This is a genomic window from Lysinibacillus agricola (assembly GCF_016638705.1).
GTDB lineage: Bacteria > Bacillota > Bacilli > Bacillales_A > Planococcaceae > Lysinibacillus > Lysinibacillus agricola.
This window is the reverse complement of the sequence record NZ_CP067341.1, coordinates 239,828-251,828: the sequence shown is the minus strand read 5'-3', so window position 1 is coordinate 251,828 and position 12,001 is coordinate 239,828. Positions and strand designations below refer to the sequence as shown.

The following is a 12,001-nucleotide window of genomic DNA, read 5'->3' as shown; positions in this document are numbered from 1 at the left end:
AGAAATTTGATTAGCTCAAATTGTTTTGCTGGCATCATGTTTGATGTCCAAAATTTTGTTTCGTTCACCAACTCAAGGTTAGCTACTTAAAAACTTTATTGATTACGTTTTGCTTGTTCAGTTTTCAAGGTTCATTTCGTCGCTGTTTTTTCAGCAGCAACTCTTATATAATATCATGTCGCACATTCTATGTCAACAACTAATTTTATTTAATTTAATTGTTTTTCAGTAGATGTCTTAGCGACTTGTATAATACTACACTCTTATTTTAAAAAGGTCAACATTTTTTCTGAAAAAAGTTTTTAGTTTTTTACTTCATTGAGAAACTTCCTATTATAATGATTAAGAAAATAATTTAATATTAGACTCACAAGTCTGAAGCTAATTTAATGTTTAATTGTTATCTAAAATATAATCTTATCATAATCTCTATTAAAAAATTGTTTTTCACAAAAAAAATTCAAACAAAAAAACTCGGTATAGAATTTTATTAAAAGTCAAGTTATAAGCTGAAGCTATTTTAAATAGTGAATTCTTATTTAATGTCACACATTATATGTATAGAAATTAAAAGGATAGGAGAGCTAAAATGAATTCGCTCTATCTATCCTCTTTTTTACCACAGATAATTCTATTTACTACAACAATTAAATCAATCTAATGTTGCAGTAATTTAATAGGAGCTTATATCAATTATTAATTGTCCATTAAAGCCTATTTCTTAAACTTCTAAGCAATAAAAGATATAGGTTGTTTTCTAAAAGATTGTTGCTTTTCAACTAACGGGGCAGTCTAGTTGAACAATAGTCATTGGCTTTTTTTAACAATCGGGTCATTTAGTTGTATAAGAGCATTTGACATATATTGTGGAGCCTGTGCATACTGACTTGGTTGAGATATTCGAGTCCCATTCCATCATGGTGCTATGATGGAATGGCTTTGGTAATTAATGTTTGATTTGATCGATAATGTCGAATAAAGCTTCGTTGAATAGCTCCTTCTGATCAAGCATCGTCGCATGTCCAGCATTTGGTATGGAGTAAAATTGTTTCATTGGCGCCTTGAGTTGATCAAAGTATGTGCGAGCGAGAGAATAAGGAGTTTGCCAGTCATCCTCGCCATGGATATAGAATACTGGAACTTGATAGTCTGAAGTTACCATGTTCAGATCATAGGACTTAAACAAAAATTCCAAAATAGCACGCTGTTTTATTTCTAGTACATCGCTCATTAACATGTATTTAATATCTTTGAGCGAATAAAAGGGAGAACATAGTACGCTCATAACTAGTTGAAGTGATGGTTGCATCGCAAGCTTATACTTACCTTGCAACTTACGAAGTTTCATAAGCTTCTTGACCATGGCATCACTAAAATGGCGCTCGGGATACGGACTTAAAGCCTGTAAGGTGCTAATATCTTTCTGATTTTTTACTTGTCTGCTGCATTCCAATGCTTTCTCATAGCCAATTCGTTCGTTTTCAAACATATTTACAACTTGTCCAACTCCAATATAGGCTTGAACCATCTGCGGATATTGTATGGTGAATAGACTACCTAAGATAGAACCCCATGAATGACCAAGTAGAAGGATTCGCTCTTGGTTATATTTCTTTTGTAAATAGCTCACAACTTCATATGTATCCTGTAACGCTTGTTCAATCGTTGTTGTCGGCGTGACTTTCTGTGGATCATTCGCAAAGAAGGTTTTACCGCTGTTTCGTTGTTCCCAGTGGACAACGGTTACTTTATCTTCCCAAGGAAACTGAAAGTCTTGGGCAAAAGGAAGCATCGGACTGCCAGGACCTCCATGCAGGAATAAGAGGACAGGGTGATCCCTATTTTCACCACGATGATATAAAAACTGCTGGATTCCACCGATCGTCACATACTCGCCCTCATCTATTCCGTTTGGTGTAAGGATATGACAAGCTGTTGCACGCTTCTTTGTATAGAGAAACCAATAAATCGCCATACTGATGCAGGCAATAGCCGCTATGAAAATAATCAAAGATTGATTCATATGAATGCCTCCTCTAGTTATTTTTGGTTGAATTTTGCTTGCACTTGCTTAGATATTCCGCAATTGCTTCTACAAGAATGCTTAATGCTTGTGTCCTTCCTTGTTCACCGTATTGGTTTTGATTTGAGGCGATAAAATGTAAGCCATCCATTAAATTCGCAAGTACGCTATAATCACATTGAGCATCCTCTATTCCCAAGCCACTCATTGTACTTTGAAAATTAGTTTTGGATTTATCCTGTTCCTTTTTGTTAATAGGATCTGGAAGCTTGCGCAGCAAATATTCTAGGTCCGATGGCTGAACATAGAGTGCAAGACTATCTGGCGCCAAGTAAATTTCATGAAGTGCATGCGTAATCTTGTCCTTAAAATGTCCCGAGCTAGCTCCGATTTCAAGAACTCGGTCAAGTAAAGCTTGCTCATTTTGCTTCATAATGTGGTAGAGATATTCTTCCTTTGAAGGATAATAGGTATAGAAGGAACCTTTGGCTATTTGCACAGCTGCTGTAATATCGTCAACCGTAACTCGCTTCATGCCTTTCTTACGAATGAGCTCTATTCCTTTGATATACATTGCATTTTTGATATGCTCCTTCTCCTGCTCACTTATGATCTTAGGCATACGTTCTTCTCCTTTGATGACTATTTGTAATAAATCGAGTCAATATAAATATAATAAGACTAGACTCTGGTAAGAGTCAATGGTATTAGCATAAAAATAGTTGAATTAAAACTCGGAATATTTTATCCAAATTAGATACGCTGCACATATATGAGCACTTAAAGGAGATTAATTTCTTTGTTAAGGATGAAAAGGACTAAACGAAGGATAATATGTAATAAAAGAGGGGGTGCTTCTTCAATACGGGCGCTTTTCTTTAGTAAGGAGGCGTCTTTTTGATATGCCTCTACACATAAAGGGATTAGATTTTGTTAAAGCAAAAAAAATTGTGAAGGTTTTCACTTAAACTAACGGAGTGCTTTACTTAAAGATGGGATTCCACAGCGATCCATCTTTTTCTTCTTCAACTAACGGGGCAGGTTAATTAAAAAAAGAGAAATGGGGATTACGAGTGAGAGGTATATCTTTTGAAATTCCAAACGCTTACGGGAAATATTTGTTAGAGATATTAGATGGCATCAATTTAAAAGGATTAACTTGGAAAATCGGTGGTGGAGAATCATATTTTATTGAAAATAATACATTAGGGGACCCCCTATTTCCAAATATCAGCGTGTTAAATGAGGAAGGACTATATAAGGAAATTTCAAGAGAAGATTATTATCTTATATTTGTTGATTTAAAAGGATTTCCGAAAAAGTCAGATGTGAGAGAGATTGCAACTTATCAAGAATTTATTGAAAGTGAATGTACATTTGTACTCCTATTGGTCGATTCCTCCTATGTAACAATCTATTCCAAAGACCAAGTAACCGTTAAGCATTTATTCTCTAAGGCAGTAACTGCTGGTTACACAAATATTGAGTATATTACAGATGAAAACGATACACGAACAACGTTGATTGCTTTTTAATACATAATTTAGGCATCGTTTGACCAGCAGATTGTGAAGTTATGTACTTAAACTAACGGAGTGCTTTACTTCAAGAAGGAGTGAAGCCTTTTTTCTTATTGAACTAAAGGTGCAGGTTAGCATAATAGTATAGCAATAATTGTAGAGAAACTTGGAAATGAGGTGGATTCAATGGAGAATGTTAAATGGATAAATGGAAGCTATAAAGAGGATAACCGTATTTTTGATTCGGAGTTTGAAGTTAAAGAATGGACAGAAGCATTATATCCAGATTTTGTTGCCTATTTAAGTGATAAAAATAATGTAGGATATGCAACACCTGATGAAAAGGTAATTAAATATTTAGCATCCCTTTTTCCTCAATGGGCTGTTTATAACAATTTGCAAATCGGTGTCTGTACAGGAAAAACAGAAATAAATGGTCAAATCATCTATAAAATTTGGACAGTAAAATTATAATTATTTTCACTAACGGGGTGCTTTACTTAAAGATCGGTGAGTTGCGAATATGTTAAAGTACGGCTATTCGCTATTTTGATAGCCCTCTGACTAAATTGATCCTCATGATGCGATAAAAAAGATGGTCTGTCCCAAAGGCGAAAAAAGAAGCGTTCTCCAATCCTTTCAGGCTCATTGTATTCAAAATTGAAAGGAAGTTCTAAATCATTATTTTTTACTTCTTCACACGCCTTTAGATACCTCTTTCGTAATCGGCATATTTGATTCCAACGAAAATGTCCTTCGGCTCGAATTTGAGGTAGGAAATCCACGATGGCATCCGTTTCACTCTTACGGGTGTTTCGAGCTTGCTCTCTCGCTGCTTTCGTGAATCCGAAATCTCTTGAATCGTAAGTAGGTAGTGGCAAAGCGAATTGTTCAAAATATTCTTGATTCTCTTCCGACAACTTTGTTTTAATCCATTTCTCCGCATTGTAAGAGCAGCTTTTATAATATCTTAAAAACTTACTTCTCTGGTCATCTGAATGATTTACAAAGATAGTCCCCTTAAAATATTCATACATATGCGTTTCAGTGAGCGACCAATTCACCTTTTTGCCTGCTTTATAAACTTCGAAAGGGAGGAATTTATCGCCAATAATTTCAGGCTGCCATTCATCATTTATTAGCTTAAAATAAGAATCTGTTAATCTTCTGCTTGAATTAGGTTCTTCCGTTCCTGCTCCAGAGGGCATACGGGGCATGTCCTTCCTTACACCTTCGTTTTTATGTTCATTTAAAATGGCATAAGAATCTAATCTATCATAGGATTAGCAAACTTGTATTTTTTTAATCTAATCAGAGATTTATAGAATGATCTTAATGCTGAAAGAAAACGACTTACTGTTTTAATGCTTTTGTTTGTTTTGTTAACGAACCAAAAGGCATCTTTTTCTCTAACTTTACAATACATTTCATTCATCAGATAATCTTCCACAACTACTCATATGACTTCCGGCTTGTCATCCCATTGAACCCTTTTTCCTTGATAGTTGCTATATTCGTCCAACCAATTGAAAAATGGAATAAGGTTGTTCAAATAGCTATTAGCCGTACTTTTGTCATTCCTCCCTATACAATCGTGGTAATAGTCTGTTAAAGGTAGAAAAGGTCCGTCTTTATAAAAAACCAATAATTCATAACGACTTTCGGTTCCTTCTGGACAATATCGGTAATAATATTTAGCACACATATTTAATCACCTTACTTTATGAATTTAATCTGTTTTCAACCCGTTATTAACAGGGATGGTAGATTCTCGCTTGTTGTTTATATTCGGGGTTTTCTAACATTTTCGTGATATGTCATACTCTCATTTTGCCTAATGTCTTCGAAAGGAGTTGAAATCGGACTTAATTTTCACGTATTGCTTTTTTGATGAACCCATCAGGAGTCTTCACATTTCTAAGGTTCGTTTTATTACCACGACGGATAGGATTGATAACATCTCTTCAGAAGGAAGAGTAAGGGTAACTACTTGATACGCCAGATTCAATAACTCTCCAACCTTCTTTATCACTATTTCTGTACGCTTTAGGGGACTTTCCTGACCGTATCCAACATTTAATAGTTTCTTCGTGTTTATCTAATAAATCAGCCACTTCTTTTACTTTATATTCTTTCAAGTCATTGCCTAAAAACAGAATGTACGTTTCTACTTTATCGCGATACTTAATATTTGTGAATATTCCCTTTATAAGGTTAGTAGTGGTAGCAGATGAATTTATTTAGAGGTCTAAAAAATAAAAATAGTACACCACTATATATGAGTGATGTACTAATTAATTTAATATAATGTGTGACATTAAAGACAACCTCTTGATATTACTGTTTTATAATACATTCACTTGTCTTTAATTTTACAGAGTAACCGAGTTTTTAAAATGGGAAGAAAAATGGAATTGCTAGCATCATAACGATGAACATAATAATCTGTAGTGGAATTCCGATCTTCACAAAGTCCATAAATTTATAACCACCAGCTGTCATCACAAGTGCATTTGTTGGGGAAGCTATCGGTGTGACAAACGCCATACTTGCTGCTACAGCAACAGAAATCATAAATGTCGTTGGACTTGCTTCCATTGCAATCGCAGCACTCATAGCGATCGGCGCAAACAATACAGCAGTGGCCGTATTACTAATAAATTGTCCAAAAACAGCTGTTAAAATATATACACCAATCAGTACCCCATATGGTCCATAATCTCCTAGTGCGTTAATGATACCATTTGATAAAATGACCATACCGCCTGTTTTCTCCAAAGCAGTTGCCATTGGAAGCATTGCAGCTACAAGCACAATACTTTCAAAATTCATATTGCTGTATGCATCTTCCATATTACGCAAACAGCCCGTTAATATCATCAGTACGGCACCAATCATAACGGAAATGACAGCAGGGAAAATTTCAAAAGCCATTAACACAATCATTAAAAGCATAATGACACCAGCAACACCTGCTTTACCCGTTGCTGCCGCAACACTCGCATGCTCCTTCGGCTGACCCACAACAACAACATCCTGCGTTTCCCTTGCAAGCAATAGAATTTCATCCCATGCTCCCTGCACTAAAATGGCATCCCCGAATTTCAATTTATGCGTCACCATATCTTGAAGTTTATAGCCACCTCTACGATTAATGCCGATAATATTAAGATTATATTTTTCTCGGAAGCCTAGGGTGCTGACAGTCTCATTAATAAAGCTAGAATTTGGCGTTAATAATACCTCGGCAATACCAAGATGCTTCGATACCAATTCATCCGCCTCTCCTTCAGCTAGTTCCTGCATCTCTAGACTATAATCCGAAACAAAGCGACGAATATTCTCTTCCTCACCTTGGACATACAATTCATCTTTGGCGTGTATCACACTTGTTGGACCCGCCATTTCCTGATATGTCATCGGTAATAAATTAATACCCTCTTGTGATCGTCGGTGAATTTTCATCATACATAGCGTATATTTGGCCGGAAGCTTTAATTCTGCCAATGTTGCGTCTATAATAGTTGAATCTTCTGGCACAAACACTTTAAACAAACGATTGTTTAAATCATATTGCTTTATAATTTTCTTTGGAGATAGTTTATAGCCAGCTTTTGTTTGTGTACGATTTTTTTCATTTGGCAAAAGAATATTGCGCACGAGTACTAAATAAGTAATACCAACAACCATTCCTACAATTCCAATGGGTGTCACTTCGAAAAATCCTAGCTTATTATAGCCACGATCGACCAACAACTGGCTCACAATTAAATTTGTTGGTGAAGCTATTAATGTCATAAGCCCTGAAAGACTCGCAACATAAGAAAGTGGTAGCAAGAATTTTGATGGACTTTCCTTCATACTGATGGCAATACTAACAACGATAGGCATCATTAAAGCTACTGTACCTGTATTACTCATAAAGGCACCTACAGCCCCTACAATAATGAGCAATAGTATAAATAATTTCAGCTCACTATCACCTGACCATTTCAATAATAATCGCCCTGCCATCCCTGCAAGTCCGGTGCGCAAAATTCCTGCGCCCACAACAAATAACCCCGCAATCATTAAAACTACAGAGTTCGAAAAACCAGCGAGCGCCTCTGTTGGCGTTAAAATATCTGTAATGACAAAAGCAAGAAGTGACACAATCGCAACGAGATCGGCTCGTACTTTATTAGTCACAAATGCAAAAATTGTCGCTCCTAAAATAAGAAATGTTAATGTAAGCTGCACATTCAAGAATTCCTTTCTAACATTAGTCCTTGCACTTTACTGAAGGTGATACACAAAACCTTTTGTAATTACAGCAACTTGCATGTTTGCTATATCTCTTAGAGTTATTATATCTTACCCAAAACTATATATGAGAAAGTTCACCATCTTTTCGAAATAAAAAACTCATCACCATAACGTGAGGTTGATTTCCGTTCCGGCTAGGCGCTTTCTTGGGGACATCCGATACGATTTAACAAATGGCATCCCCACCTTTTGATGATGAGCCAAATAAAAATAAGTGCGGTATTAAACCACACTCTTTTATCATGTAGGCCATACTAGATTATTTTTGATAAAGGTCATGCTCTTTAATGTAGTCATAACAAACGTCAGGCAGTAAATATTTTGGTTCGCCGCCCATTGCGAATTCTTCTCGGATATAGGTAGAACTAATTTCCATTGCTAAGCCTTTGTCGATCAAATGAAATCTTCCATCATCATGATTCCTTAAAATTGGAGAACGACTAATCGTTGATAACATATCAATTCCATGCCTTGCCATCACAATAAATTTATTTTCAGCTACTAATGCATCTCCTTTTTTCCACAACCCTGCCCCAATATCAACTAATAAATCGGCACCCATAATAAAATGAATTTCATCATTCGGGTGCTGTTCTCTAAAATATTTCATCGTGTCATACGTGTAAATATTCCAACCCTCTTGCTCCATTTCATATGAATCTGCAATAAAACGCTCATCCTTTGCAATAGCAAGCTGTAGCATATTCCATCGATGAGTATTCTCTGTTTTGATATCCTTATCCTTGCGTTTATTTGAGCAAGGTAAAAAAATCACTTTATCTAATTTACAGCGATGTGCGACTGTGCTTGCGGTCCAAAGATGCACATTTGTAATTGGATCAAAGGATGATCCGTAAATTCCTATTTTTGCCATTATCTATCCCTCCATTTTACTTCCCTATTAATTTATCTCATTCACCATCTTCGTGACTTTATCTTTAATTTCCTTAATTCTTGTCATTTTGTTATCCCAACAAGCTTGGCTTAAATCAACAGGATACTCTTCAGGGTTCATTGTTCGTTTGTACTCATTCCATAGTAGATGTAAATTCCCCTCTACATATGCTTGAATTTCCTGAAGCGTTGGTTCCTTGTAAAGGATAGAGCCATTTACTACAATATCTTGATGTAATTCTTTTGCTGTAAAATTCGTAACAAATTTGCTGATATAAGTATGAACAGGGTGAAACATTTTCAAGCGTTCTTCCTCTTGAGGATTTTCATAGTCTAATGCAATATAATCTCCTTCAGCATGACCATTCCCTTTGTTAATAATTCGGTAGATACGTTTGCGGCCTGGAGTAGTTACTTTTTCGGGATTTCCAGAGATTTTAATGGTATCGACCATTTTTCCATTTTCATCTTCAATAGATACTAATTTGTAGACCCCACCAAGAGCGGCTTGATCGAAGGCTGTAATGAGCTTGGTTCCGATTCCCCATGTATCAATTTTAGCTTCTTGTGACTTTAAATTTATAATCGTGTATTCATCTAAATCATTGGATGCTATAATTTTCGCTTCAGTGAAGCCAGCTGCATCTAGCATTTTTCTTGCTTTTTTTGAAAGATACGCTAAGTCTCCACTATCCAAACGAATTCCTACAAAATTGATTTTATCTCCAAACTCCTTTGCGACCCGGATCGCATTAGGAACACCCGAACGCAACGTATCATACGTATCGACTAAGAAAACACAATCTTTATGTGTACTTGCATACTTTGTAAATGCAGTGTATTCATCGCGATATACCTGTATCATGGCATGTGCGTGAGTACCTGACACAGGGATGCCAAATAATTTTCCAGCTCTTACATTACTAGTAGCTGAAAAACCACCAATATAAGCTGCACGAGTTCCCCAAATAGCCGCATCAAATTCATGGGCGCGACGAGTGCCAAATTCCATCGCCATATCCTTTCCAATCACTTGTTTAATGCGTGAAGCCTTCGTTGCAATTAGAGTTTGGTAATTAACGATATTTAATATAGGCGTTTCAATTAGTTGAGCTTCCGCTAATGGAGCCTCAATTCGTAAAATGGGTTCATTTGCAAATACCAATTCACCTTCCTCCATAGCAGAAATAGTGCCTGTAAATTTTAGACTTTGAAGATATTTCAGAAATTCCTCTGAATATTTTCCTTCCTCACGTAAATATTGAATATCACTAGTAGAAAAACCAAAGTTTTTAATAAACTCCATAATCTTTTTTAAACCTGCGAATATCGCATATCCATTACCGAACGGAAGTTGTCGAAAGTACAATTCAAAAACTGCTGTTCGATTTTGAGTACCATCGTTCCAGTATGTTTCGACCATATTAATTTGATATAAGTCCGTGTGCAACATTAAGCTATCGTCTGCATATTTCATTTCCTTTTCCTCCATTTAAATAATAGTAGCTCCGAGAGAATGTTCGAAATGTCCTAACGCCCATTCATGCCCCGCTTGATTAAAAGACGCCATCGCATTTTTATGAATAACAATGTTAAATCCTTTATTATAGGCATCTACTGCTGTATGAAGAACACAGATATCCGTGCATACACCTATTAAATGCAATTCAGTAATTCCTCTTTCACGCAATTTAATCTCTAAGTCCGTGCCTGCAAAAGCAGAATATCTTGTTTTATCCAAGTAGTAGACATGATCTAGATCTTTATTTTCTTCATATAATTCTTTTAAGGAACCATATAGTTCCCTCCCCTTTGTATCTCGAATATTATGCGGAGGAAAAAGCTTTGTTTCTGGGTGATAGCTATCTTCTTTTTCATGAACATCAATGGCAAAAACTACAAAATCGACGTTTAAGATAAATTCCTTTGTTAATTGTGTATTTGCCATTTCCAATACTTGCCCTGGTTTTCCACAAGTTAAAGCTCCATCTGGCGCTACAAAATCCTCTGTATAATCAATATTAATCAATGCACGTTTTTGCATTTCCATCACTCCATTTTCTTTTTAATTAATAATTAACGAATTACAAATTACTATATTCAAAATTTATTAGGAAAGACAGATGCTTTCCTAATGATAAATTGACTCTACGATTTCAAAGTCATTATAAGTATATAATTGCGACGGTCTAAATGAATTTCTTTTTGTTTTCTTTGGTTTTCCTTCTCCGTCTAATACTTTTTCAATAAAAGGCAACTTAGGTGCTTTTGTAAAGAACACAGAATCATTTGAAACACGTGGATCATTTCCCACTGTTAATAAAACCCTTTGCAATTCTGATAACGTAAATTCTTCTGGTAAAAAGTTTTTAGCAACTGTTGTTTGTACCATATCTTTCTTAATAAATTCCAAAGCGTCAGAAATGATTTTTCGATGATCAAAGGCTAATTCGAGTTTGAACACTTCGCTTATATCGTATAGCTCTACTTCTGCCGCATCATCATTAGCTTGACGCTGGTCGATGTGCACTTCCGGAACAATGGCATAAAAAGCATTTGAAATCATCCAACCCCGAGGATCACGATCTATGTCATCGTAGACACCAAAGTGTTTAACGTGTAGACCATCTACATTCGTTTCCTCCTTCAATTCTCTTTTAGCAGCCATATAGGCGGTTTCCCTTTTTGTCGCATCTACAAATCCGCCAGGAAGCGCCCATTTTCCACCTTCGATATTTGGATTTCCTTCATTATCTTGATCAGCACGTTTAATCAACATGATTTTAAGCGTCATCATTGGTGGTGCTTTTTCCTCTACTTTTTCAGATGTTATTGTAAAAATTGCGATATCTGACGTATAGCCATCAGGTGTTAGATATTTAGAAGAATCATAATTCGCAAGAACTTCTTCTTGTGAACGAAATTTTGTCATTTAATAAAACTCCTTTGATACAATGTTTTCAACTATTGATGATGAAGATGCATATGAAACGTAATGACTCCTCGTTGGGCGCGGGTATTTGCTTCGCTTCCACGGGTATTTTCCCTGGACGCGCAGGTATTTGCTTCGCTTCCGCGGGTATTCTCCCGGGACGCGCGGGTATCCAAGTATATAATTTGTTCAATCGCCTTTAGTAATTCACAATTCACGAATTACTATTTAATAACATAATAACTTTTCCAGTTCACATTTTCAACTCTTTTTTATTTTTTAAGGAAATAGAAGGTACATATTGGAGTACATCTTAATTAAAAAAGG

At 35.8% G+C, this 12,001-nt stretch carries 11 protein-coding genes; 2 read left to right on the top strand and 9 right to left on the bottom strand.

The genetic code is table 11. The annotated features are described in order from the left end of the window. Positions 1-946: 946 nt before the first annotated feature. Together FJQ98_RS01165 and FJQ98_RS01160 are read right to left on the bottom strand one after the other, a co-directional pair. Positions 947-2,023 (bottom strand): alpha/beta fold hydrolase, encoded by a 1,077-nt coding sequence (locus FJQ98_RS01165; RefSeq protein WP_053592597.1) that lies wholly within the window; start codon positions 2,021-2,023, stop codon positions 947-949. Between the two features lie 13 nt (positions 2,024-2,036). Then, on the bottom strand, positions 2,037-2,645 hold the full coding sequence (locus FJQ98_RS01160; RefSeq protein ID WP_053592598.1) for a TetR/AcrR family transcriptional regulator: 609 nt from the start codon (positions 2,643-2,645) through the stop codon (positions 2,037-2,039). A 451-nt stretch (positions 2,646-3,096) separates the two neighbouring features. Here FJQ98_RS01160 and FJQ98_RS01155 point away from each other — a divergent pair, with 451 nt between their 5' ends. Together FJQ98_RS01155 and FJQ98_RS01150 are read left to right on the top strand one after the other, a co-directional pair. Continuing rightward, positions 3,097-3,558 (top strand): DUF2691 family protein, encoded by a 462-nt coding sequence (locus tag FJQ98_RS01155; RefSeq protein WP_053592599.1) that lies wholly within the window; start codon positions 3,097-3,099, stop codon positions 3,556-3,558. A 171-nt stretch (positions 3,559-3,729) separates the two neighbouring features. Then, on the top strand, positions 3,730-4,017 hold the full coding sequence (locus FJQ98_RS01150) for a hypothetical protein (protein WP_053592600.1): 288 nt from the start codon (positions 3,730-3,732) through the stop codon (positions 4,015-4,017). Positions 4,018-4,043: 26 nt separating this feature from the next. Here the strand turns inward: FJQ98_RS01150 and FJQ98_RS01145 are convergent, their stop codons facing one another. The 7 genes from FJQ98_RS01145 to FJQ98_RS01120 form a co-directional block, all read right to left on the bottom strand. Further along, positions 4,044-4,751, bottom strand: a complete 708-nt coding sequence (locus FJQ98_RS01145) for a hypothetical protein (RefSeq protein WP_053592601.1) — start codon at positions 4,749-4,751, stop codon at positions 4,044-4,046. A 756-nt stretch (positions 4,752-5,507) separates the two neighbouring features. Further along, on the bottom strand, positions 5,508-5,657 hold the full coding sequence (locus tag FJQ98_RS27460) for a hypothetical protein (RefSeq protein WP_425492692.1): 150 nt from the start codon (positions 5,655-5,657) through the stop codon (positions 5,508-5,510). A gap of 277 nt (positions 5,658-5,934) precedes the next feature. Beyond that, positions 5,935-7,788 (bottom strand): SLC13 family permease, encoded by a 1,854-nt coding sequence (locus FJQ98_RS01140; protein ID WP_082339573.1) that lies wholly within the window; start codon positions 7,786-7,788, stop codon positions 5,935-5,937. A gap of 319 nt (positions 7,789-8,107) precedes the next feature. Then, entirely contained in the window at positions 8,108-8,722 is a 615-nt protein-coding gene (gene nadD, locus FJQ98_RS01135) for a nicotinate-nucleotide adenylyltransferase (protein WP_053592603.1), read from the bottom strand. Positions 8,723-8,749: 27 nt separating this feature from the next. Beyond that, positions 8,750-10,219: a nicotinate phosphoribosyltransferase gene (locus FJQ98_RS01130; protein WP_053592604.1), complete on the bottom strand. Its 1,470-nt coding sequence runs from the start codon at positions 10,217-10,219 to the stop codon at positions 8,750-8,752. Positions 10,220-10,234: 15 nt separating this feature from the next. After that, positions 10,235-10,786, bottom strand: a complete 552-nt coding sequence (locus FJQ98_RS01125; RefSeq protein ID WP_053592605.1) for a cysteine hydrolase family protein — start codon at positions 10,784-10,786, stop codon at positions 10,235-10,237. A gap of 87 nt (positions 10,787-10,873) precedes the next feature. Beyond that, positions 10,874-11,674, bottom strand: coding sequence for an NUDIX domain-containing protein (locus tag FJQ98_RS01120; RefSeq protein WP_053592606.1), 801 nt, complete (start codon positions 11,672-11,674; stop codon positions 10,874-10,876). Positions 11,675-12,001 lie beyond the last annotated feature (327 nt).

Excerpts from the sequence above, each read along its gene's own strand:
- FJQ98_RS01165 (WP_053592597.1), bottom strand. The coding sequence starts at position 2,023 with ATGAATCAATCTTTGATTATTTTCATAGCGGCTATTGCCTGCATCAGT.
- FJQ98_RS01160 (WP_053592598.1), bottom strand. The coding sequence starts at position 2,645 with ATGCCTAAGATCATAAGTGAGCAGGAGAAGGAGCATATCAAAAATGCA.
- FJQ98_RS01150 (WP_053592600.1), top strand. The coding sequence starts at position 3,730 with ATGGAGAATGTTAAATGGATAAATGGAAGCTATAAAGAGGATAACCGT.
- FJQ98_RS01145 (WP_053592601.1), bottom strand. The coding sequence starts at position 4,751 with ATGCCCTCTGGAGCAGGAACGGAAGAACCTAATTCAAGCAGAAGATTA.
- nadD (WP_053592603.1), bottom strand. The coding sequence starts at position 8,722 with ATGGCAAAAATAGGAATTTACGGATCATCCTTTGATCCAATTACAAAT.
- FJQ98_RS01130 (WP_053592604.1), bottom strand. The coding sequence starts at position 10,219 with ATGAAATATGCAGACGATAGCTTAATGTTGCACACGGACTTATATCAA.
- FJQ98_RS01125 (WP_053592605.1), bottom strand. The coding sequence starts at position 10,786 with ATGCAAAAACGTGCATTGATTAATATTGATTATACAGAGGATTTTGTA.
- FJQ98_RS01120 (WP_053592606.1), bottom strand. The coding sequence starts at position 11,674 with ATGACAAAATTTCGTTCACAAGAAGAAGTTCTTGCGAATTATGATTCT.